Here is a 21,778-nt window from a genome sequence, read left to right on the forward strand (position 1 = left end):
CCGGGGGGGGGGGGCCCCCCCCGCCCCCGGGGCCCCTGGGGGGCGGCGGGGGTGGTGGGGCGGGGGGGGGGCGCGGCGCCGCCCCCCCCCCGCGACGAGCCGGGCGACGGCGGCCGCGCGGCGGCGGAGCGGCTCGGCCAGGGCGGCGGTGATCGCGGCGGCGAGCCGTTCGGCGGTGAGGTCCGCGAACGGCACGGGCTCCGGGGCGAGTCCCAGCCCGTGCAGCCGCGCCGCCCAGAACGGCTGGTCGGCCATCACGGGCACCGGTACGGCGGGGACCCCGGCGCGCAGCGCGGCACCGGTGGTGCCTGCCCCGGCGTGGTGGACGGCGGCGGCGGTGCGGGGGAACAGCCAGTCATGGGGCACGTCGCCGATGGAGAGGACGCCGTCGCCCGCTGCCGCCAGCCCGGCCCAGCCCGCCTGCACCACCGCGCGCACGCCCGTCTGCCGCACCGCCGCCGTCACCAGCTCACCGAGCCGCTCGCCCTCCTCCGGCGCCATGCTGCCGAAACCGATGAACACCGGGGCCGGACCGGCCTGGAGGAAGTCGACCAGGTCGGCCGGCGGCTGCCAGCCCAGTGGCCGGGCGGGCCACCAGAAGCCCGCCACCTCGACCGGGGCCGGCCAGTCCACCGGGCGCGGCGCCAGCTGGGGGCTGTAGCCGTGGACGACCGGGCGGGTGTGCCCGAGCGCTTCCGGGGCCGCCGTGCCGGGCAGGCCGAGGCGCTCGCGCAGCCGGGCCACGGCGCCGGAGAACAGCCGCTCCGCGCTGCGGAGCCGCTCCCGCCCGGAGGCGAGATTGCCCTCCGACCCCAGGTCCACGCCGCCGCCGGGGCCCGGGAACGGGAACTCCCTGGTGGCGAAGGCGGGTGTGAGGTACGTGCCGAGGACGGGCACGCCGTGGGCCTGACCCGCCGTCAGGGCGAGTGGCGACGGGGCGAAGGCGGTGAGCAGCAGGTCGGCTCCGCCCGCCGCGGCGTCCGCCACGCCGTCGGCGATCCCGTCCACGAAGGCGGTCATCAGCGCGCGGGTCTCCTCCGGGGACGTCGCGCGGGCCCTGGCGAGGATCAGCTCCTTCGGGTCCCCCGGCAGTGGCCGGTACTCCAGGCCGCAGGACTCGATCAGCGTCTCGAAGGTCGGATGGGCGGCCACCGCGACCTGGTGCCCGGCGTCCACCAGACGCCGGCCCAGGCCGGTGAACGGTGCGACGTCCCCGCGGGAGCCGGTGGTGATGATCAGGATGCGCATGGGGGTGATTCTCCACCGCGGCCCGGCCGGCGGGCACCGGACCGCGTGATCCGAAGGAAGCACCCGGGCTTCACCGCCGGGCCGTGGCGCCGGCCGCCCACGGCTTGCGACGGCGGTCGACCGGCCGGTTCAAGTCATCGATGGGTACGGCGAGTTGACCGGAGATGAAGACTCCGAAGGTGACTTCCGGCGGGCCCCCGGGCTCGTCATCCTGTTGGCATGACCCGAACTCTACGCGTGTGGAAGACCCGTGCCGCCGCGGTCGCCGTGCTCTCCCTGGCCATCCTGGCACCGGTCGCCGTCGCCACCGAGGCGCACGCCGCGGTGAGCGGCAAGGTGTGCGTGTCCGCCCTGCCGTCCCAGGCCCGGACCACCCTCGACCTGATCGCCAGGGGCGGGCCGTTCCCGTACCGCCAGGACGGCGTGGTGTTCACCAACAAGGAAGGCGTGCTGCCCGCCCAGCGCTCCGGCTACTACCACGAGTACACCGTGGTGACGCCGGGCGCCCCGACCCGTGGCACCCGCCGGATCGTCACCGGCCAGCGCTCCCAGGAGGACTACTACACCGGCGACCACTACGCGACCTTCCGCCTGATCAACTTCGGCTGCTGAGGCTGCTGACGGCGGCAATGCCACCCTCCGCCCCTCCGCCCCGCCCCCCCACCCCCCCCCCCCCCCCCCCCCCCCCCCCCCCCCCCGGGCCCCCCCCCCCCCCCGGGGGCCCCTGCCGTCCCCGGAGCACCGCCCGGAACGGACCGCGCGATAGGGTCGGGCGCTGCCCGCCCGCACCGCTCCGGAGGACCCCCGTGCCGCAGATCCTGGTCGACCACTCGGCCGAACTCGCCCTCGACCGGGCCGCGCTGGACGCCCTGGCCGCCGCCCTGCACAAGGCCGTCATCGAGGCGATCGACACCACTCTGCCGGAGTGCAAGACCGTGTTCCGCCCAGCCGGGCACCACACCGTCGGCGACGGTACGAGCGGTGAGGCCGTGGTGCTGGCGGAGGTGAAGATCCTTGCCGGGCGAACGGCCGCGCAGCGCGCCGAACTGACCGCCCGGGTGCTGGAGGTGCTGCGGGAGGGCATCACGGTGCCGGCCGCGATCGGCGTGCAGGTCACCGAACTCGACCGCGACAGCTACCGTTTCGTCCACCACCCCGGCCGCTGAGCGCCGCCAGCCGCCGCCAGCCGCCGCCGGCCGCCGCCGGCCCGCGCGGCCCGCACCCCGGGTGCCCTCCGTTGTGGTCCGGTCGAACACCGACGGTATCGTGACAAAGCCGCGGAGGGGGAAGCAGATGGTGAAGGCAGCAGCGAGCGACGCAGCGGGTGGGGCCGAGCAGCCGGGGGAGCGTGCCTCGGCCATCGCCCGTCGGGTGGACCGGCTGATGGCCCGTGAAGCGGCCCGCTCCGGCGGACGCCCGCCCGCCTACCGCGAACTCGCCGACCGGATCAACCGCCTGGCCGGGCGGGACGTCATCTCCCGCGACACGGTGCGCAACCTCCACCTCGGCCTGAACCAGAAGGGCCAGGCCTGCAACCCCACGGTGGACACGCTCGACTGGCTGGGCCGGGGCTTCGGGATCGGCGCCGGCGCGAGCTACTTCCTGGACGACGCCAAGGCCGCCGTGGTCGACGAGCAGCTCGACCAGTTGGAGCGGATCGCCGAGTTGAAGCAGGCGCTCGGCAACGACGGGGTGGTCAACCTGGTCAAGCGGGCCTCCGCGCTGTCGGACGGCAGCCTGAAGGTCCTGCTCTCGCTCGCCGACAACCTCCGCAAGCTGGAACAGAACGCGAGCGACGCGGACGCTCCCGGCACGGACGCCCCGGGCAGGGCAGCCCTCGGCCGGAGCGCGGACCCGACCGACGGCAGATGAGTGGGAGCGCCGCCCTCCGACCCGCTCCCGCCCGCCCCCGCTCCGAAGGAACACCCTCCCCTTGGCCTTCCCCCGTGGCCTGCGCCGCCGCTGTGAGCAGCGGCTCTCCGGTCTGAGCCTGCCCACCCCCTTCACCGTCGAGGGCTTCCGCGCCGCACTGGAACGCGAGCGGGGCCGGCGCATCGTCATGGAGCCGCTACCCGCGCTCGGCCCCGACCTGCCCTGCGGCCTGTGGATCGCGCTGCCCAGCATCGACGTCGTCTACTACGAGGAACGCACCAGCCCGGCCCACCAGGACCTGATCAAGCTGCACGAGCTCGGCCACGTGCTGTGCGGCCACACCGGCACCCTCGAACTCTCCCGGCTGACGGCCCTGCTGCCCGACCTGACGCCCGAACTGATCGCCCAGCTGATGGGCGCCGGCCGGACGAGCTACCACACCGCCGAGGAGCAGGAGGCCGAGATGCTCGCCCTGCTGCTCGCCGACCTGGTCGGCACCACCACCGACCCGAGCCCGGTCTCCGGCCGGCTGGCCGCGAGCCTGCTGCACCCGATACGCCCGCCCCGGTGGAGGAAGTCCTGATGCGCCCGCTGTTCACCTGGCTGATGCCCTCGCTGATCTGGGGCGTCGTGCTCTGGCGGGCCCCCTCGGCCTTCGCCACCCGGGCCAACCGCGCGCTCTGGGCCGCCTTCGCCGCGATCGCCCTCGGGCTCAGCTGCCGACCGGCGTTCGTGGAGCGGGCGCTGGCCGGGCTCACCGGGATCCGGGACGTCACCCAGTTGTTGAAGCACCTGGCCGGGACCGCCGCGGCGTACTTCCTGCTGGAGTACGTCCAGGAGGTCCGCCACCGGCCGGAGCGGCCCGGGGCCGCCCGGGTCCGGTTGCTGCTCACGGTGGTCGCGGGCGTCGCGCTGACCCTGCTGTTCGTCTTCGCCCTCCCGCACGACGCCGACGGCGGTTTCGGCATCGACGCCCACTTCGGCGACCCCGGGGTGAAGGCCTACCTGTACGTGTTCAACACCGTCTTCGCGCTGGCCAGTGCGCGGGCGATGGTGCTGTTCTGGTCGAACCGGCACGCCGTCCCGCGCGGGGCGCTGCGGGTCGGCGTGACCTGCCTGGCGGCCTCGGGCGCGACCGGCCTGACGTACACCCTCTACCGGTACTGGTTCACCTTCTCCCACGGAGACGCGACCCGGTTCGACGCCGACGGCAAGCCGGTGCCGCTCCAGGACACGCCGAGCGAGGTGCTGCCGGCGCTGATGCTGGTGCTGCTCGTGCTGGGCGTCACCATCCCGCCCGCCCGGGCGGTGGTCGGCTACCTGCGCGACCAGTACGCGCTGTGGCGGCTGCACCGGCTCTGGGCGGACGTGGTGGCCGCCGTCCCGCAGGTGGTGCTGGGCACTCCGAGCAGCCGGCTGCGCGACCTGCTGACCGTCCGCGACCGCTCGGTCGAACTGGCCCACCGGGCCTTCGCCATCCGGGACGCGGCCCTGGTGCTGCGCGAGGACACCCCGGCCGTCGCGGCCGGCGGACCGGTGCCCGCCGACGACGAGGACCTCGCCCAGGTCGAGGCCCGCTGGCTGCGCGCCGCCGTCCGGCACCGGGCCCGCGACCTCCCGGCTCCCGCCCCGCCCGCGGCCCTCGCCGCCACCACCGGGGGCCGCACCCCGCGCGAGGAGATCGCCTGGATGCTCGCGGTCGCCGCCGCCTACCGCCGGCTCGGCAGGGAGCCCGAGGCCGAGGTGCGCAGCCCGGTGTGAACGAACGGGCCCAGCCCATCGGGGGGTTGACGGGGCGAGGCCTGTCCGGCGACTTCGTTCGCCGGTCGGTGCCATCCGGGAGGTGCGGTTTTCGCTCGATGGCGATTATGATCGTCACCCGTGCGGGGAGGCCCGCCGCTACCACCCAGGGGGCCGGGGATGTTCAGGGCGGATGGCAGCCGGGGCGGTTCCGGGTTCCGCGGTGGGTCACCGGGGGGCGTCGGAAGGGACTCCCGGTGGCGCCGTCCGGTCCGTGACACGGGGTGGAGTCAGCGGGGCGGAGCCGGGCCGGGCTGGGGATCGCACTCCCGTCCCACGGGGGTGGGCGGGAGTGCGATCCGCACGGTCGCGGCCTCCAGCGGCATCCGAGCCGCAGTGCCCCGACAGCGAGGCCCACGGCAAGGGGGAGAGGTACGCGCAAACCGCGCCGCCGTTCGAACGGGCACGTGGGCCGCGGCACCGGACAGCGTCCGTCGGCGGGTCGGAGCCGCCGTCAGAGCCGGATGACGACGAGTGCGGTGTCGTCGGTGGCCCCGCCGGGTGGGAGGAGTTCGGCGAGGACGGTGTCGGCGAGGGCGTCGGGGTCGGCGGAGCGGTTCGTGGTGAGGACGCGCGCGAGGCGCTCCAGTCCGGTGTCGATGTCCTCACGGCGGCGTTCGACCAGGCCGTCGGTGTAGAGGACGAGCGTGTCGCCCTTGGCGAATCGGATGACGGCCTCGGTCCGGGGCCGGTGTTCGGGACGGGCACCGAGCGGAGGGTCGGTGGCCTGGTCGAGGAACTCGACGGTGCCGTCGCCTCTCAGCAGGGCGGGTGGGAGATGGCCCGCGCTGCTGTAGGTGATCGTGGCGGCGCCGGAGTCGATGAAGACGGCCGCGGTGGTGGTGGATTCGGCGCCGTCGACGGACCGGGCGTACAGCCCGAGCGCCTCCAGGGCCCGGGCGGGGCCGGCGGAGACCCGGGACGCGGCACTGAGGGCACTGCGGAGCTGGCCCATGACACCGGCGGCGACCAGGCCGTGGCCGACCACGTCACCGACGGCGACCGCGACGCGGCCGTCCGGCAGCTCGGCGAGGTCGTACCAGTCCCCGCAGACGTTGAGGGCGCCCATGGCGGGCCGGTAGCGGACCGCGGCGTGGTGGCGTTCGAGCGGTCGGGGAGCGGGCAGCATGGCCTCCTGGAGCACGAGCGCGACCTCCCGTTCACGGGAGTGGGCCTCGCGCAGGCGCTCGTTGACCTCCTGGAGTTCGCGGGCACGGGTGTAGAGCTCGGCCTCCAGGACGCGGGCGCGGTTTCCCTCGGGCAGGCCGTGGGCGCGGATGAGCTGGGTGATCTCCTCGACCCGGTGGACGAGCAGCACCGTGCGGCCCTCGCTGTCGCGCACGGGGGCATTGACGGGGCTCCAGTAGCGTTCCTCCCACTCACCGGGCCGGGAGGTCGATTCGACGTCGTAGCGCTGCAGGGCCATGGTGTCGCGCTCACCGGACGCCAGGACCCTGCGCAGGGACACCTCCAGGTTGCGGGCTCCGGTGGCGGCGGGGTCGTCCGGGTTGTCGGGGAAGACGTCGAAGAGGTACCGGCCGACGAGCTGCTCTCGGGTGCGTCCGGACAGGCCGAGGAAGTCGTCGTTGGCGTCGGCGTACACCAGCTCCGGGGTGAGCAGGGCGACCATGCCGGGCAGGGCGCGGAACACCGCCCGGTAGTCGATCGCCTCGCCGGTCACGGTCCTGACCGGGGTTCGGGCTCGGCGGCGCGCACGACGACGACCGGGCAGCGCGCGTGGTGGACACAGTGCTGGCTGACCGAGCCCAGCAGGGCCTCGGTGAATCCGCCGTGCCCGCGGTTGCCCAGGACGAGAAGATCCGCGGTGGCCGCGGCGTCGAGGAGCGCCGCAGCGGGGTGGTCCTGGACGACCTGTTGCCGGACCTCGACCTGCGGCGCCCCGGCCGTGGCCTCCGCGACGGTCTCGGCCAGGCCCTGGCGCGCGTTGCGGGCGAAGTCGAAGTCCGGCACGACGGCCGAGGGCGACCCGTAGCCGACCGGGTACTGCCAGGCGATCACCGCGTCCACGGCGGCACCGGTCAGCTCCGCTTGCCGAACCGCCCAGCGCAGCGCCGCCCTGGACGCCGGTGAACCGTCCACACCGACGACGATCCGCGCTGAACGGGCGCTCTCCTCATGCATCACACACCTCCGCCAACTGCACCGTCCCCACCGCCACCATCTTCGATCCGCACGCGCCACGCCAGCCGGAGAGCCACTGCGAGACGGGGACCGGGAGCAGCTCTCGACGAGGCCCGTGGGGCTACTCCCCACCCCCGCCGCAAGGCGAAGACGCGAGGGTCGGAACTCAGCCGACGACGAAGGGTCAGCTGTCGAACCGCCCGCGGACCGGCCGGCAGTCCGTTCAGCCGCTTTCGGAACGGTCGTTGGCGGCGGAGTCCGAGAGACCCGCGCGCAGGAGGCGGTGGCCGAGGTCGATCAGGGCGCGGGCGGCGGCGTACTCGTCGCCGATCTCGGGGACGGGCGGGTCGTGCGGGTTGCGGCGCGCGGTGGTGCGGGACTCCAAACTGGTGTCGCCGGTGTCGAGGACGGCGTGGACCTTGGTGGTGTCGCCCTCCTCGAACAGGTCGAGGCGCAGGGTCCACCGTTTGGTGCGCATCGGTGTCGTGGCGTGCGTGGTCATCTCCGGGCCTCCCGGATCGGTGCGCCCGGGGTGGTGGCCCCGGGCCGTGAGCTGCCGCCGATCGTGACGGTGACGTGGGGCGGGTGTTCGAGCGTGTTCTTGACCGTGCAGTGACGGACGACGGCGAGCAGGCCGGCCTCCCGCGCGGGTGGCAGGCCGGGTGCGGTGACCTCGATGGACACTGCGGCGATTCGGGCCGGGCGGTCCTGGGCCATGGTGAAGTCGGCGGTGACGCGCAGGCCCTCGCGGCTGATGCCGTGCCGGTCGAGGTAGCCGCCGGCGTAGTGGGCGGTGCAGGAGGCCAGGGCCGAGGCGCACAGCTCGACCGGGGTCGGGGCGGCGTCGCCGCCGCCCGCTTCGAGGGGCTGGTCGACGGCCAGGGCGTGCGACCGCAGTCCGATGGCGTACAGGTCCCCGGCCACCGGGTCGACCTCGATCCGCCCGGCCCGCGTAGCCCCGGGACGGTCGACGGCGGCGGCCTGGCGGAGCAGCATCCCGGCCAGTCGGCGGGCCTCGGCGGGCGTGAGCGAGGCCCAGACCTGGTCCGTGTCGTACGGTTCGCAGGCCGTGTCGAGGACGACGCGGCCGGTGTCCGGCAGGACCTCCGGCGTGTAGCGGGACACCCCGATGGTCCGCCCGGAGACGGTGTGCATCAGCTGCTGGGTGATGGTGCGGGAGTCGTCGGTCAGCACGGCGCCGCCTCCGGGTTCTCCGGGCCCGGCCGGGTGGCACGGGCCTCCACTACTCAGGGGACCGCCGCCCGGGGCCGGGGCGGCAGGGCCCTTCGGCCCTCCGATGGGCCCCATCGGCAGGGGCGGCCCGGTGTGCTCGGAGGAGACCGGAGGGACCGCCGAACCGGGGTGGAGAATCTCCGTGGGCAGGGGCCCGCGACTGTCGGCCGCATCGCACCCGGTACGGCACCGTGGCGGCAGGCCCGGCGAAGGGGAGGGTGCGACCGTCGCGCCGATCGCCCGATGACTTCCGTTCCCGCCCCGGCACGAGGCGGCTCGGTCGGTGGATCCAGGGCCGTTGGGCCCTCGACCCGCACCGCCGACCCCGCCGGAAGCTCGGACCGTCGCCGGGGCGGTGGCCGCCCTGCCGGGGACCGGCCCCTGGGCCGGTGGGCGCCCGCCCGCTGTGGGGCCGTACCCGTCCGAGCGAGGTCACCGGACGAAGGATCGGCACCAGGTGAGGCCGTCGTCGGGTGGTCCACGCCGGAGGTGTTCGGGGGCCGGGCGTACCAGGTCGGCCGTGGTGTGCTTCAGACTCCCGCCACGTGGGCGAGTTGGCCGACGGCGGCGGTGATGGCCATGGCGATTCCGCCGCCGACGACGACGCGCAGGGTCGGACGCAACAGAGCGGTGCCGGCGGCCCGGGCCGCGAGGGCTCCGGCCAGGGCGAGGCCGCAGACGGTGACGGCGACGATGAGCCACAGGCGCGCGGTGTCGGTGGAGGCGAGGAGCCCGAGGAAGGGGACGAGCCCACCGACCAGGAAGCTGGCGGCGGAGGCCAGGGCTGCCTGCAGGGGGTTGGCGGCGCTGTGTTCGCTGTGGCCGAGTTCGTCACGCAGGTGGGCCTGGAGCGGGTCGGCCCGGTGCAGGGCCTCGGCGACCTGGCGGGCGAGCTCGGACGGGACACCCCGGCTCTCGTAGATGCCGGTGAGTTCGGCCAGCTCGGCCTCCGGGGCTTCGGCGAGCTCGCGGGCCTCCTTGGCCCGGTCGGCGGTCTCCACGTCGACCTGGGAGCTGACGGAGACGTACTCGCCGGCGGCCATGGAAAGGGAGCCGGCGGAGAGGCCGGCGAGGCCGCCGGTGACGACCGCGGACGTGCTGACGCCGGCGGCGGCCAAGCCGACCATCAGGCTGGCGATGGAGACCAGGCCGTCGTTGGCACCGAGGACGGCCGCACGTAACCATCCGGCGCGGCCGGCGGCGTGGCTCTCGGTGTGGGGTGCGGTCCGGGCGCGGCGGGTCATCGTGCTGGCTGCTTCCGTCGGGACGTCATGGTCGAGTCTCGGTGGCGGGGGTGCGGGTTGTCGCCCCGGGACGGCCGTACGGGGGTTCCGGGGGCGGCAGGGGGGTGCCGCCCCCGGCCGGTCGGCCGGGGGACGCGGGTGGGGTGGCGGGCCGGTCAGCGCATCGACGCGACGAGGGCGGAGGCGTCGGGGGAGCTGAGCGGGGCGAAGCGGCCCAGCAGGGGGGCGGAGTCTGGTGTCGAGGCTCCAGGCGGCTCCGGCGGAGGCGCGGAGGAGGGCCGGGGACGCGAAGATGTAGGCGACGGAGGGGCCCGGGTCGGTGATGCCGTCCTTCGTCCAGGGCAGGTGGAATGCCTCGGCTGCGGACCAGATGCCGAAGGAGAACACGGCGCTGCCGATGAAGACCAGGGTGCTGAGCACGCCGAAGATCAGGCCGAGGGCGATGCAGGTCCCGGTGAGGGCGGTGCCGACGGCGAACGGTCCGGGTTGTGCGTCAACGATGCCGTGCCACAGGGCGGTCCACTGGTGCAGGACCGGGGCGTGGATGGTGGCGGCCTTGCCCAGTTCCTTCGGCACGGTCCGGCCGCGGATGAAGCCGGGCAGCCATTTGAAGGAGGCGTCGACGGCCCACAGGAGCCCGAAGGTGATCCGGACGACCGCAGGTCCGATCGCCCGACTTGCGCGGGGCCGTTCACGCACGGCGCCGATCGCGACGCGGCGCGGAACCGTCGTCATCCGCGCACGTCGCGAGGAAGGGGCGACGGGCTCGGCGGGGTGGTCGAACCGGTCGCCGCGGACCGGGGGCCGGGGGCGGGCCGGAGCGGGAGGTGACAGGCGGCCGGGTGGTGGTCGGGGCCGTAGGCGGTGAGGGGTGGCTCGGCCTCCGCTTGCCATCAGGGGACGGACCTCGGGGGTCCGAGGCGAGCTATCGGGCGATGTCGGCGCTGTCCTCGGGCCGCGGGGGAGTGGCTACCGGGAGCCGTCCTCCGGCGGCAGCCACCGATTGGGGTCGATCTTGCCGGGAGCCAGTCGGTGCACGACCTCGGCGAGTTCGACGCAGGCCTGCTCGATCCGCCGGTAGGTGGTGCGCTGCTCGGCGACGATCGCGGACAGCAGCAGTCCGGTGAGCGCCGCGCAGCCGTTGAGCGCCTGCAGCATCACCATGTCGGCGACCAGCCCGTGCCCGGCGAACGGACCGGCGTGGTTGGTGGCCGCCGCGATGGTGAGCACCGAGACCAGGAGTACGCAGGGCGCCGCGCCGGGCAACTGGAAGCGGAGCGCGGCCCAGATCAGGAAGGGGAAGACCAGGAAGAGCAGGCTCAGCGTGGTGGTGGTGACGATCACGGTGACGGCGGCGGTGCCGGCCAGCAGCAGCACCGGCTCGACCCAGTCGAACGCGCCGAGACCGGCGGGCAGCCGAGCCGCGCGCAGCGCCAGCAGCAGCGGGGTGACCACGAGGACGCCCATCGCGTCGCCGGTCCACCAGGCCGACCAGGTGGACCAGAACCCGTCGGCCGGCAGGGTCCCGTTCAGGACCAGGACGCCGGTGCCGATGCCGGAGCTGATCAGCATCCCGGTGAACGCTCCCAGGAAGACCAGGGCCATGCCGTCCCGGAGCCGGTCCAGCTCGATCCGGAACCTGGCCCTGCGCAGCATCAGGTAGGCGGCGATCGGGGCCAGGGTGTTACCGGTGACGATGCCGAGCGATCCCCAGCGCGGGGGCCCGGTGACGATGATCACCAGGAACGCGCCCAGGGCCACGCCGGGCCAGATGCGGAGCCCGAACAGCAGCAGGCAGGTGAGCGCGATCCCGGTCGGCGGCCAGAGGGGGGTGACCTTGGCCCCGTCGATCACCACCTGTTGCAGCAGGCCGATCCGCCCGGCGGCGAGATAGACCGCGGTGACCGCGAGCAGGCGCGCGGCGGCCGCGGCCAGGTGGCGGGGGTCGCGGGAACGGGGCGCGGTGGTCGGCGGCATGGTAGTCATCTGACTACGTTCGGGCACCGTGGAGCGGGCGTGACACGCCCGGGCTTCCGGTCGCCGGGCCGCGGCTCAGTCGTCCTGGCTCAGTCGTCCTGGCTCGGTGGCTCAGCCGTCGAGGCTCAGTGGCTCAGTCCTGTCCTGGCTCAGCTGTCGGGGCTCAGCTGTCGGGGCTCAGTCGTCGTGGCGCAGCACCAGCACCGCCGCGTCGTCCGTGTGTCCGGTCAGGTCGGCGACCTCCAGCAGTTCGGCTGCCAGTACGTCCGGGTCGTCCGCGATCCGCTCCCGCAGCACGGCCGCCACCCGGGCCAGTCCGGCCTCGATCGGGAACGCCGGCCCCTCGACCACCCCGTCCGTGACCAGCGCGACGACCCCGGTCCCGGAGAGCCGGTGGTGGCTGACCGGGTACGTCTGGCCGGGCAGCACGCCCAGTGGCGGGCCGCCGTCGTCGTCGGGGCAGTGCCCCCAGCGGCCGTCGCCGTTCGCCCAGATCGGTGGGACGTGCCCGGCACGGGCGTGCGAGAGGTCCCCGGTGGCCGGGTCGTAGCGCAGGAAGCTGCAGGTGGCGAAGCGGCGGCTGTCCATGGAGATCAGCAGGTCATTGGCGCGGCCGAGGACCTCGCCGGGGTCCGCGGCCGTCGCCGCCACGGCGCGCAGGCCGACTCGCACCTGGCCCATGATCGCCGCCGCCTCCACGTCATGGCCCTGGACGTCGCCGAGGGAGAAGGCCACCGAGTCGTCCGGCAGCCGGAAGCCGTCGTACCAGTCACCGCCGATGCTCAGTCCGTGCCGGGCCGGCGCGTACCGGGCGGCGGCCCGCAGCCCGGGCGGCTGCGGCAGCGCGGTCGGCAGCAGCTCGCGCTGCAACGCCTCGGCCAGCTCCACCCGGGCCCGCTGGAGCTCGGCCTGCTCCAGCGCGGAAGCGGTGAGCCGGCCGAGCTCGGTCAGCAGGGCGTCCGCGCTCGGGCGATCGGTGGGGCGGCGACGGCTCATCGACCCTCCGGCGGTGTGTGGGGGCGGGGTGCTCAGGGCCAGCGTATGTCGGCCGAACGGGCGACGGCCGCCCGAGCGGCCCGCCGACGGCGGCGACCGGACCGACAGTGCGCCCCGCCGGACACACGGTGACCGGCGGGCCGCCCGGGCGGGGTCGAAACCCGGCGGAGTTGCGCGGCGGCACGACGCCCTGACGGGCCGGCGGTCGCCACCGCCCCGTGCTCCAGGCCCGCGGCCTGGTCGGGCCGTCGCCCGGTGCCGCGGGTTCAGTGGAGCAGGGCCGGGTTGGGGAGGTGGGCCCAGTGGTCGCTGCCGGGGGTCAGCCGCATCAGGGTGAGGGCCTTGGCCGGTAGCGGGTGCGTCAGGAGGGCTTGCAGGTCGGGGGTCGGGGGGAGGTCCCGGGTCGCGGTCCGGAGGAGCGTGCCGAGCGCTGCCTCGCTTCCGGCCAGGGGGCCCAGGGCGCCGGTGAGCAGGCAGCCGAGGACCTTGCGGCGCAGCCGGGTGGGGTCGTCCTCCAGGAGCCGGCCGGTCATCGGTGGGCGGATTCCGTGCCGGCCAAGGCGTACGGGGCTCATCCGGATGTCCGCCAGGTCGCGGTAGACCAGCCGACGGGCGCGGCCGTCCCGGTCGAGGACGGCGAGGAGGTTCTGGCCGTGCGCTTCCAGGGCCACGCCCAGGCCGAGCAGGTCCAGGCAGACGGACACGGCCAGGCGTGCGAACTCGGTGATCCGCTCCCGTCGTCGGTCGGGCGGGAGCGGTGCGAAGTACGCGGGGAGTTCCGCCACCGGCACCACCTGTTCCCCCGCTTCGGCGTACTCGTACGGGGACTGCCGCAGCATCGCCGCCAGGTCCGCGGTGCCGTCGCCCGCGGCGGCCAGGGTCCTCGCGATGTGCAGCCGGCCGCCGAGGTGGTCCGCGGCCCGGGCGGCGATCTCGGAGGTGGTCAGCGCGTGCTCCACCGAATAGGCGGAGATGTCGCGCACCGCGGAGGTGAGTTGCACGCTCAGCGCGGTCTTGACGTGGATGCCCCCGCCGAGGTCGAGCGTGCGCAGGGACAGCAGCGGATGGGCGCTCGGGCCGGACCGCAGGGGCCGGCCGGTCAGGGTGTGCTCGGCCTGCCAGGGGTGCACCGGGATCAGCACGAGCGGGCCGTCGCGCAGCTCGGCCGGCCACGGGCCGCGCAGCACGGCGCCGGCCACCGGTGCGAGCCGCAGGGCCACCACGGGCCGGTGCTCCGGCGCGTACGCCAGCTGCTCGGTGGCCGAGAAGCCGGGGCGGGACCGGCAGGCGGGGTGGTAGGGGTGCCCGTCCGGTGACCGCTGCTCCCACTCCCACGGCGCCGCGGGCGGCCCGGCGGGGCGGGGGGCGGTGCGGGAGAGCGCCATCGACGCGACGCTGTGATCGAGTTCGCCGGCGTACCCCCGGCCGCCGGGCACGGCCAGCGCCGTCAGCAGCCGGGCCGGACGGTCGAACCGGCGGCCGTCCAGTTCGACGTGGGCGACGGCCGTCCCGGTGGCCCACGGGTCGCAGGGCGGGCCGTACAGCAGCCGCCCGTCCGCGAGCAGCAGGCCGACCCCGTCCGGGGTGCGAACGCGTTTCTCGATCCAGGGCAGGGGTTCATGGACGAGCCCCCGCCAGAACCGGGCCAGCACCGCGGCCCGCGCGCCGGGCAGCGCGGCGAGATAGGTGTCGACCAGCTCCGGACGGAGGTCGGCCAGGTCCTCCGCCAGCCTCCGTTCGGCGGCACCGTCGGGCATTGCGCTCTCCCATCACCAGCGGGCAGGCCGTCGCGGACATCATGCGGGCCGGTGGGTGGTATTGGTGGCGGATGGATCACTTCGCCCCGGCAGCCGACGCACTGTCCGTCGCTCCGCTGCTCAGCTGCCTCCTGCGCGAGGCCGTCGAGCCGGCGGCGAGCACATCCACCGGCCGCACCGTCCACCGGCTGAGCGCCAGCGGCAGGCTGCTCCGGGTGTGCGCCGGCCATCGGCCCTCCTCGCCCGAACTGTGGACCGGTGCGGCCTGGCAGCCGTTGGACCACGCCGAACTGGTCGAGGTCGCCGCCCAGGAGATGCGGGCCGTCACCGGGCATTCCAACCCTGCCCTGGTCGCCGAGGCGACGGCCAGTCGGGCGGCCGTGGAGGCGATCCTGGAAGCCCGCGCCCACGCCGCCCCGCCCGATGACCTGTGGTTGCGCTCCGAGGCGGCCCTCGTCGCGGGCCATCCCTGCCACCCGGCCCCCAAGGCCCGCGGCGGCGGTGGCCCGCCCGCCGCCTGGCTGCGCTACGCCCCGGAGGTGTACGCGCGGTTCCCGCTCCTGCTGCTCGGTGTGCGCGCGGACGCGGTGGTCGAAGCGGGCGACACCCGGGCCCTCGACCGACTGGGCCAGGCGCCGCCCGGCTACCGCCTGCTGCCTGTCCACCCCTGGCAGTTCGCCCTCACCCACCGCCGGCCGGCCGTGCGCGCCGGCTTCGCCGAGGGGCGGCTGATCCGGCTCGGCACCACTCCTTGGCGAGCCCGGGCGACCTCCTCGGTGCGCACCGTCCAGGTGCCCGGGAGCCCCGAGGGGCCCGGATCGGCCGACCTGTTCCTGAAGTTCAGCCTGGAGGTGCGGATCACCAACGACATCCGGCGGATGCGGCGGCACGAACTGCGCCAGGGGCGTCGCACCGACCCGCTGGTCGCGGCCGCCTTCGCGGCCATGGGCGGCCCGGCGGCCTGGTTGGCCGAACCCGGGTACCGCACGGTCCGCGGCCTCGAGGAGGTCCTTCCGGTCCTGGTCCGCGACGGTCTGGACCAACACGTGGTGCCGGGTGCCACCCCGGTCCTGGCGGCCGGGCTCGCCGAGGGCTTCGACGGCAGTCCGCTCGATCGCCTCGCCGATCCGCTGGGGTGGTGGGAGGCCTACCTGGGGCAGGTCGTCCCGCCGGTGCTGGAGGCGTACGCGCGGCACGGGGTGGCGGTCGAGTGCCATCTGCAGAACACCCTGATCGCCGTGGGCGCGGACGGCCGTCCCGTCCAGGCCGTCTTCCGCGACGCCGAGGGGGCCAGGGTCCTCCCGGAGACGCCCCGCGAGGCGTCCTGGCGGCGCCTGGTGTACTGCCTCGTCGTCAACAACCTCGGTGAGATCGCCGGGGCCCTCGCGCACCGCTACCCCCGGGCGGCGGGCGCGCTGTGGCCGGTCGCCCGGCGGGAGTTCGAGCGGTGCGACAAGGAACTCGGCCTCCCGGAGACCGCGGCGCTGCTGTCCGCGGCCACGCTGCCGGGCAAGGCCAACCTGCTCTCCCGCTGGATCGACGCGGACGGCACCGAGCCGCGGTTCGTGGCTGTCCCCAACCCCCTGGCCGCGGCCCGGTGTCTTCCGTAGCGGTTCACGCGGTGACCTTGGCGACGAAGGCGGCGAGGTTGGCCGTCGTGCGCCGGATCTTCTCCTCGACGGTGAGCGACTCGTGGAGCCGGGTGCCGACCTCGCGCTTGCCGCGGACGTAGAGCGAGCAGGCGAGGTCGGCGCACATGTAGGCGCCGACGGAGTTGCCCTGCTTGCCGGCCTTCCCGGCCAGCGGGGCGACCAGCAGCGAGACGCCCCCGGTGTGGGTGGTCACGCAGAGCGAGCAGATGCTGCGCCGGGCCTGCCAGGAGGCGGCGTTGGAGGAGCGCAGCGCGACGGCCACGGCGCGGCCGTCGACCTCCGCGGCGAGGTAGGCGCGGTCAGGGGCCTGGGGGTCGCGCCAGCCGAGGAAGTCCAGGTCGTCCCAGGGGAGATCGGGCAGGTCACGCGGCACGTACAGGCGCTTCGCCTCGCCCTTGCTGCAGTTGACGAAGGCGGCGCGGATCTCTGGTTCGGTCATCGGCTTCATGAGCATCAACGTAAATTACCTAGGAGTATTAGGCAAATGTATAATCAGCCGAGGCGATCGAAGGGAAGCACATGGCACGCGTAGGACTGAACGCGGAACGACTCACCCGCGCGGGTGCGGAGCTGGCCGACGAGGTCGGCTTCGACAAGGTCACCGTCTCGGCGCTGGCGCGCCGCTTCGGCGTCAAGGACGCGAGCCTGTACTCGCACGTCCGGAACTCCCAGGACCTCAAGACCAGGATCGCCCTGCTCGCCCTGGAGGAACTCGCCGACCGGGTCGCCGCGGCCCTGGCCGGCCGGGCGGGCAAGGACGCCCTGGCCGCCTTCGCCAACGCCTACCGCGACTACGCCCTCGAACACCCCGGCCGCTACGCCGCCGCCCAGCTCGAACTCGACTACGAGACGGCGCTCAACAGCGCCGCCGTCCGGCACTCCGCGATGACCCGCGCGATCCTGCGCGGCTACGACCTCGCGGAGCCCGACGAGACCGACGCCGTCCGCCTGCTCGGCAGCACCTTCCACGGCTACGTCGCCCTGGAACGGGCGGGGAGCTTCCAGCACACCCCGCGCACCACCGAGCAGACCTGGTCGCGCGTCCTGGACGCCCTCGACGCCCTGCTGCGCAACTGGCCCAAGGCCTGACAGCGGCCCGGCCCGCAGGCCGCGCGCCTCACCCACCGCCCGCCGTCGTGGGCTCGGGGGGCTCCGTGGTCTCCGGGGGCGCCGCGGGCGCGGGGGTCTCCGGAGTGCCCAGCAGCCGGGCCAGCCGGCCCTGGCCGGCCACCACGTACCCGGTGCCGATGGCCAGCGCGACGGCCGTGAACACCACGATGAGCCAGCTGAGCAAGGTGAAGACGAGCCCGAGCGGGCCGAACTGGGTCACGCTGCGGTTCAGCGAGCGGGGGACGTAGAGCCGCGACGCCCAGGCGAGCGCCGTCAGCGCGGCGCCGGTCAGCACGGCCCCGGGCAGCAGCGGGAGCCAGGGCACCCGGCCACCGAGCAGCAGGTGGGGCGTCCACCACCACAGGAGGACGGCCGAGACCAGGTAGAGCGCGATCCCGAGCACGCCGCCCGCGCCGAAGCCGGACCGCACGTGGCCCTGGACGACCAGGGCGGCGAGCCACACGAGCAGCCAGGCGAGCCACCGCCAGGCCGCCAGCCGCCCGGCCAGATGGGGCAGGTGCCAGCTTCGTTCGCAGAGCCGCTGCAGTACCCGGCTGCAACTGGTGGCCGCGAGGAGGGTCACCACGATCCCGACGCCGCCGAAGGCGTCGGCGGTGCTGGTCCCGTTGGCCCGGAGCACCTGTTCGACCTCGGCGAGCGAGGCGTCCTGGAGCCCGAGGACGGTCCGCAGCGAGTCGGAGATGCTGCTGCGCACCTCGTTGGGCATGAAGGCGGCCAGGACGAAGAGCGCCGGGACGGCGGTCAGGAAGGCCTGCGCCGCGAGCCGGGTGGCGATGTCCAGGACGTGGATGTGGATCAGCTGCGCCGCCAGTCGGCGCGGGAACGGGGCGTCGCGCAGCGTCGCCGTACGCCCACGCAACCAGGTGGACCTGGCGCGGATCCAGTGGGCGCGGACGGGCCGACCGCGCTCTTCCGCCATCGCGTCCTCCCTCCGGCGGTTCGTCGGGTTCGTCACCGGCGTGTGCACTCCCGACTCCGTCCCAGGCTGGGCGACGGGCGGGTGGACGGCACCTCGGGCGGACCGCCGTTCGCCGCAACGGACCATCGTTCGGTGCATGGGGCGGGCGTTCGGCGCAACGGACCGGAGCCCCGGGGCACGTCCGGGGTCCGTCCGGCAAGATCCGCCGGACGGACCCCGGCGGCCACCGGATCTCGTGCGGACGGCTTTCGCGAGGTGCCGGTCATCGCGCTCCACGGGGCAATGGTGGTAAGAGCACTCTCATGACGATTCAGCGGCTGGACAACGTCGGCATCGTGGTCGACGACCTGGAGGCGGCCGTCGCCTTCTTCACCGAGCTGGGCATGGAGTTGGAAGGCGAAGCGCAGCTCGAAGGGGTCTGCCCGGAGCGGATGCTCGGCCTGCGCGGGGTCCGCAGCGCCATCGCGATGCTGCGCACCCCGGACGGCCACGGAAAGCTGGAACTGACGAAGTTCCACACCCCCGCGGCGGTCACCGCCGGACCGCCCGACCCGCCACCCAACACCCTGGGCCTGCACCGGGTCATGTTCGCCGTCGACGACATCGACGACACCATCGCCCGCCTGCGCCGCCACGGCGCCGAACTCCTCGGCGAGGTGGCACAGTACGAGGACGCCTACCGACTCTGCAACCTCCGCGGCCCCTCGGGAATCATCGTCGCGCTGGCCGAACGGATCGGCTGACCCTCACGGAGCCGTGGTGTACGGCCGGGAACGAGGTCGGCCCGCCGCTGGTGCCCGGAGGTGCCTTTCGACAGAATGTTCCGGTGGCGAACTGGACCCGGATCTGGACGATGACCCGCACCGACTTCCACGCGGCCGACCCGGCCCAGCGGTGGACCGCACGTGCGGCCTGGGCGGTGCTGACCGCGACGGCCTGGCTGCTGGTGATGTTCACGACCGTTTTCGGGGCCGAGGTCGCCGGGGTGCCGATGGGTACCGTGACGTGGCTGGCGATCGTCCTCTCGCTGGCGGTCCCCGTCGTTTCGTGGGCTGCCGTCACCTCCGGTCCCGATGCGCGCACCGGGACACCGGCGTTGACGCTCGTCCTGCTGCTGGCGGCGGCGGTGTTCGTCGTCATCCTCGTCTGACTCGTGCCGGCCCGGTGAGTGGGCCGCACACGGCAGTTCACCCGGTCGCCCTGAGGTCCAGGGCTCCCGGGTGAACGTGGTGAAGGCGTGGTGACGAGGCGGTGACGGGGGACGGTGACGGCTACGCCTCCCCGACCAGCAGCCGCGCGTTGACGGTGGGGTTGCCCGCCTGGGCGAGCGGGAAGGCCGTGCCGATCTCCCCGGCGTGGCCCGGCACGTCGATGCGTACGGACAGTGTCTTGTCGGCGAGTTGTTCCTGCGGCATCCGGAAGTCGAGGTTGACGATGCCGTGCTGCTTGCACGTCTCACAGCGCCGCGGGTCGTCCGGCTGGAAGAAGAACCGCTTGGCGAGCGGCTCACCGTCGGCGAGCAGGGTCACGATGAACGATCCCGGGATGTTCAGCCGGTCGATCCCCTTCACCCGCACCGAGACCGGATCGCTGCTGCGGAAGGCGAAGGTGCGGGCGGCGTCGATGCTTCCGGTCAGGTTCTCCATGACGCCCATGCCGCCCGTTCCGCCCTCCGCGTGGCTGGGGAGGTCCAGCCGGTCGTACGAGATGTCGGTGGCGATCGTCTGGTCGGCGGTGGCGGTGAACGGCGGCAGTGCGTTGAGCGGCGGTGTCGTGAGCCAGCTGGGGTCCTGCCCCGCCAGGGTGGTGCGGAAGCCGGCCAGGGTGGTCGCGGTGGCGCGGGTCTGCCAGCTCAGCCAGAGCCGGTCGATGTTGCAGTGGAAGAACCAGAACACCGGGTCGAAGGCGGAGACGGCCTGGTTGCCCATCGTCGGCCCGATCGATCCGTGGCCGCTGTCGTGGGCCTGGATCGAGAAGTCCTGGTAGCCGTTGGTGTTGTACGCGCCCCACAGTGACTGGGCCATCGACGTGGTGATGTCGTCCAGGACCCCGAAGTCCCTGACGTTCTTCGTGATGTGGGCGACCGGGTAGCGCTGGGTCGTGTACGGGAAGAAGCCGGTCCTCGGCGGATGCGCGGTGGCGCCGGGGTCGGCCGGCAGGACGTACTTGTCGAACGGCGGGTGCTGCAGGCGGTCCGGCAGCGGCGTCGAGATGTCCCAGTAGGGGAGTGTGACGTCCTGGCAGCCCGGGACGGAGCGCAGCGCGTCCTCGAACTCGATCAGGTACGGGCGGTGCCAGGGGTTGAAGCGGTTCTCGTGGTGCAGGCACCAGGCCTGCGGGAGGCCGTGCTGGCCGGCCAGCGCGAAGTAGCCGTCCGGGGCCGTGGTGTCGCGGGCCATGATGCCGTTGAACGCGGTGGTCAGGAGGGCGAATTCGGCGTCGGTGAGGGTGGTGATGTCCTTGCGCAGCCGGGTCGGTGCGGGTCCGGCAGGGGGCGCGGTCGGGGCCGGCGCGGTACCGAGGGGGTATCCGTTGACGATCCAGTTCTTGAACGTCTGGGAGCGGTTGGCGCTCCACTGCCCCGCCGCGTCCGGGGGCATGTCCGGGTTCGGTGGCGAGGTGTGGGCGAAGATCGCCAGTGCGTTCCTCTTGACCCCGTCGTAGGTGCCGAGGTCGATCCCCTTGGCGGCCATGTGGTCGACGTCCTCGGGGCGGAAGTAGGTGCGGATGTCCGCGAGGTACGTCGGCGAGGCGACGACCGGATCGTCGGCCGGGCCGGGCTGGGGCGTGGTCATGGGGCCTCCACGGGCTTGGGTCAGGGGGTCGGTCGTACAAGGATCTTTTGCGGTTGTGAGTATGTGGTACGGCAAAAGTTCGCTCTGCGATCGACACGGACCCGTGCCCGGAGGAGCGTCGCGCCGGGCCTCTTTCCACCCGGGAGGCGGCTGTCGAGTGGCGCCGGCTCGCCGTGTTCAGGCTTGCGCGGTGGGGCGGACGACGACCTCGCTGACGTCGATGCCGTCGGGCTGTTCGATGGCGTAGCCGATGGCGGAGGCGATCGCCGACGGTGGCATGGCGATCTCGTCCCGCTGCCGGGTCAGCGCGGCCGCGACTTCGGGACCGGCTCCCTTGCCGATGCCTTCGGTGTCGGTGAAGCCGGGGGAGACGAGGGTGACACGCAGGTCGGGCCCCGATTCCTGGCGCAGGCCCTCGGTGAGCACCTTCACCGCCGTCTTGGTGGCCGCGTAGACAGCCTGGGGGGATCTGACGACGTAGGCCGCGGTGGAGGCGACATTGACGAAGTGTCCGGAGCGCTGCTGCCGGAAGACGGGCAGTGCGGCCCCGATGCCGTTCAGCAGGCCGGTGATGTGGGTGGCGACCATGGCGTCCCAGTCGTCCTGGCGCAGCTCGTCGAACGGCGAGACGGCCATGGTGCCCGCGTTGGAGATCAGGACGTCGAGTCGCCCGAATCGGTCGATGCACGCGTCGGTCAGGCGCTTCATGTCCTCGCGGCGCGTGACGTCGACGACGACTCCGACGGCCGAGCCGCCCTGTGTCGTGATCCGGTCGACCACCGCGTTCAAGCGGTCCTCCCGCCGGGCGCCGAGCGCCAGGTGGGCTCCCTGTTCGGCGAGATGGATCGCGGTCGCCTCGCCGATGCCGCTGCTGGCGCCGGTGAGCGCGATCACCTTGCCCTTGATGCCTGTCATGGAGAGTCCTCGGTGGGGTGCGTGAGGCCGGTAGGGTGGAACCGGGGGCGCCCCCAGTTGACGTCAGGCTAAGTGGGCGCGCCTCCGTTTAGCAAGC

At 74.0% G+C, this 21,778-nt stretch carries 22 protein-coding genes and 2 pseudogenes; 10 read left to right on the plus strand and 14 right to left on the minus strand.

Annotated elements, in window-relative coordinates:
• Positions 1 to 168: 168 nt before the first annotated feature.
• Positions 169 to 465, minus strand: a pseudogene (locus tag ACFWIS_RS13020) (glycosyltransferase); the annotation flags it as partial.
• On the opposite strand from ACFWIS_RS13020, the gene ACFWIS_RS13025 reads away from it, so the two are divergent.
• On the plus strand, positions 374 to 661 hold the full coding sequence (locus tag ACFWIS_RS13025) for a hypothetical protein (protein WP_380523848.1): 288 nt from the start codon (positions 374 to 376) through the stop codon (positions 659 to 661). The pseudogene ACFWIS_RS13020 and the gene ACFWIS_RS13025 overlap by 92 nt on opposite strands.
• Before the next feature lie 428 nt (positions 662 to 1,089).
• On the opposite strand, the pseudogene ACFWIS_RS13030 reads toward ACFWIS_RS13025, so the two are convergent.
• Positions 1,090 to 1,248 (minus strand): annotated as a pseudogene (locus ACFWIS_RS13030) (glycosyltransferase); the annotation flags it as partial.
• 219 nt (positions 1,249 to 1,467) lie between these two features.
• Here ACFWIS_RS13030 and ACFWIS_RS13035 point away from each other — a divergent pair.
• From ACFWIS_RS13035 to ACFWIS_RS13055, 5 genes are all read left to right on the plus strand, one after another.
• Positions 1,468 to 1,860 carry a ribonuclease domain-containing protein gene (locus tag ACFWIS_RS13035; RefSeq protein WP_380459456.1) on the plus strand — a complete coding sequence of 131 codons (393 nt, stop codon included), beginning with the start codon at positions 1,468 to 1,470 and terminating at the stop codon, positions 1,858 to 1,860.
• A gap of 194 nt (positions 1,861 to 2,054) precedes the next feature.
• Positions 2,055 to 2,414, plus strand: a complete 360-nt coding sequence (locus ACFWIS_RS13040; RefSeq protein WP_380459458.1) for an isomerase — start codon at positions 2,055 to 2,057, stop codon at positions 2,412 to 2,414.
• Positions 2,415 to 2,541: 127 nt separating this feature from the next.
• Positions 2,542 to 3,120, plus strand: a complete 579-nt coding sequence (locus ACFWIS_RS13045) for a hypothetical protein (protein WP_380459460.1) — start codon at positions 2,542 to 2,544, stop codon at positions 3,118 to 3,120.
• Positions 3,121 to 3,181: 61 nt separating this feature from the next.
• Positions 3,182 to 3,703 carry a regulator component gene (locus ACFWIS_RS13050; RefSeq protein ID WP_380459461.1) on the plus strand — a complete coding sequence of 174 codons (522 nt, stop codon included), beginning with the start codon at positions 3,182 to 3,184 and terminating at the stop codon, positions 3,701 to 3,703.
• Complete coding sequence (locus ACFWIS_RS13055) at positions 3,703 to 4,881, plus strand: MAB_1171c family putative transporter (protein WP_380459463.1); 1,179 nt, start codon at positions 3,703 to 3,705, stop codon at positions 4,879 to 4,881. The genes ACFWIS_RS13050 and ACFWIS_RS13055 overlap by 1 nt, the downstream gene beginning before the upstream one ends.
• 493 nt (positions 4,882 to 5,374) lie before the next feature.
• Here the strand turns inward: ACFWIS_RS13055 and ACFWIS_RS13060 are convergent, their stop codons facing one another.
• The 8 genes from ACFWIS_RS13060 to ACFWIS_RS13095 form a co-directional block, all read right to left on the minus strand.
• Entirely contained in the window at positions 5,375 to 6,601 is a 1,227-nt protein-coding gene (locus ACFWIS_RS13060) for a PP2C family protein-serine/threonine phosphatase (protein WP_380459465.1), read from the minus strand.
• Positions 6,598 to 7,062 carry a universal stress protein gene (locus ACFWIS_RS13065; protein WP_380459467.1) on the minus strand — a complete coding sequence of 155 codons (465 nt, stop codon included), beginning with the start codon at positions 7,060 to 7,062 and terminating at the stop codon, positions 6,598 to 6,600. The genes ACFWIS_RS13060 and ACFWIS_RS13065 overlap by 4 nt, the downstream gene beginning before the upstream one ends.
• 223 nt (positions 7,063 to 7,285) lie before the next feature.
• On the minus strand, positions 7,286 to 7,564 hold the full coding sequence (locus ACFWIS_RS13070) for a dsRBD fold-containing protein (RefSeq protein ID WP_380459469.1): 279 nt from the start codon (positions 7,562 to 7,564) through the stop codon (positions 7,286 to 7,288).
• Complete coding sequence (locus ACFWIS_RS13075) at positions 7,561 to 8,256, minus strand: OsmC family protein (protein WP_380459471.1); 696 nt, start codon at positions 8,254 to 8,256, stop codon at positions 7,561 to 7,563. The genes ACFWIS_RS13070 and ACFWIS_RS13075 overlap by 4 nt, the downstream gene beginning before the upstream one ends.
• Before the next feature lie 569 nt (positions 8,257 to 8,825).
• Complete coding sequence (locus ACFWIS_RS13080) at positions 8,826 to 10,274, minus strand: VIT1/CCC1 transporter family protein (protein ID WP_380523850.1); 1,449 nt, start codon at positions 10,272 to 10,274, stop codon at positions 8,826 to 8,828.
• A gap of 234 nt (positions 10,275 to 10,508) precedes the next feature.
• Positions 10,509 to 11,525: an MASE1 domain-containing protein gene (locus ACFWIS_RS13085; protein WP_380459475.1), complete on the minus strand. Its 1,017-nt coding sequence runs from the start codon at positions 11,523 to 11,525 to the stop codon at positions 10,509 to 10,511.
• Between the two features lie 168 nt (positions 11,526 to 11,693).
• A complete protein-coding gene (locus ACFWIS_RS13090; protein ID WP_380459477.1) occupies positions 11,694 to 12,512 on the minus strand; it encodes a PP2C family protein-serine/threonine phosphatase in 819 nt (272 codons plus the stop codon).
• A gap of 266 nt (positions 12,513 to 12,778) precedes the next feature.
• The gene (locus ACFWIS_RS13095) at positions 12,779 to 14,269 is read right to left on the minus strand and encodes an IucA/IucC family protein (RefSeq protein WP_380459479.1); all 1,491 of its coding nucleotides are present in this window, start codon (positions 14,267 to 14,269) and stop codon (positions 12,779 to 12,781) included.
• Positions 14,270 to 14,340: 71 nt separating this feature from the next.
• Between ACFWIS_RS13095 and ACFWIS_RS13100 the strand changes: the two genes are divergently transcribed.
• The gene (locus ACFWIS_RS13100) at positions 14,341 to 15,879 is read left to right on the plus strand and encodes an IucA/IucC family protein (protein WP_380459481.1); all 1,539 of its coding nucleotides are present in this window, start codon (positions 14,341 to 14,343) and stop codon (positions 15,877 to 15,879) included.
• A 4-nt stretch (positions 15,880 to 15,883) separates the two neighbouring features.
• Here ACFWIS_RS13100 and ACFWIS_RS13105 read toward each other — a convergent pair whose 3' ends face one another.
• Positions 15,884 to 16,369 (minus strand): FBP domain-containing protein, encoded by a 486-nt coding sequence (locus ACFWIS_RS13105; protein ID WP_380459483.1) that lies wholly within the window; start codon positions 16,367 to 16,369, stop codon positions 15,884 to 15,886.
• A 71-nt stretch (positions 16,370 to 16,440) separates the two neighbouring features.
• Here ACFWIS_RS13105 and ACFWIS_RS13110 point away from each other — a divergent pair, with 71 nt between their 5' ends.
• Entirely contained in the window at positions 16,441 to 17,010 is a 570-nt protein-coding gene (locus ACFWIS_RS13110; protein WP_380459485.1) for a TetR/AcrR family transcriptional regulator, read from the plus strand.
• Positions 17,011 to 17,038: 28 nt separating this feature from the next.
• Here the strand turns inward: ACFWIS_RS13110 and ACFWIS_RS13115 are convergent, their stop codons facing one another.
• Positions 17,039 to 17,971 (minus strand): YhjD/YihY/BrkB family envelope integrity protein, encoded by a 933-nt coding sequence (locus tag ACFWIS_RS13115; RefSeq protein ID WP_380459487.1) that lies wholly within the window; start codon positions 17,969 to 17,971, stop codon positions 17,039 to 17,041.
• Between the two features lie 302 nt (positions 17,972 to 18,273).
• Here ACFWIS_RS13115 and ACFWIS_RS13120 point away from each other — a divergent pair, with 302 nt between their 5' ends.
• Together ACFWIS_RS13120 and ACFWIS_RS13125 are read left to right on the plus strand one after the other, a co-directional pair.
• Positions 18,274 to 18,714 carry a VOC family protein gene (locus ACFWIS_RS13120; RefSeq protein ID WP_380459489.1) on the plus strand — a complete coding sequence of 147 codons (441 nt, stop codon included), beginning with the start codon at positions 18,274 to 18,276 and terminating at the stop codon, positions 18,712 to 18,714.
• Positions 18,715 to 18,824: 110 nt separating this feature from the next.
• Positions 18,825 to 19,121 carry a hypothetical protein gene (locus ACFWIS_RS13125; RefSeq protein ID WP_380459491.1) on the plus strand — a complete coding sequence of 99 codons (297 nt, stop codon included), beginning with the start codon at positions 18,825 to 18,827 and terminating at the stop codon, positions 19,119 to 19,121.
• 121 nt (positions 19,122 to 19,242) lie between these two features.
• On the opposite strand, the gene ACFWIS_RS13130 is transcribed toward ACFWIS_RS13125, so the two are convergent.
• Positions 19,243 to 20,766 carry a tyrosinase family protein gene (locus ACFWIS_RS13130; protein ID WP_380459493.1) on the minus strand — a complete coding sequence of 508 codons (1,524 nt, stop codon included), beginning with the start codon at positions 20,764 to 20,766 and terminating at the stop codon, positions 19,243 to 19,245.
• A gap of 177 nt (positions 20,767 to 20,943) precedes the next feature.
• On the minus strand, positions 20,944 to 21,681 hold the full coding sequence (locus tag ACFWIS_RS13135; protein ID WP_380459495.1) for an SDR family oxidoreductase: 738 nt from the start codon (positions 21,679 to 21,681) through the stop codon (positions 20,944 to 20,946).
• Positions 21,682 to 21,778: the final 97 nt, after the last annotated feature.

The sequence above is a fragment of the Kitasatospora sp. NPDC127060 genome (genome assembly GCF_042724935.1).
GTDB lineage: Bacteria > Actinomycetota > Actinomycetes > Streptomycetales > Streptomycetaceae > Kitasatospora.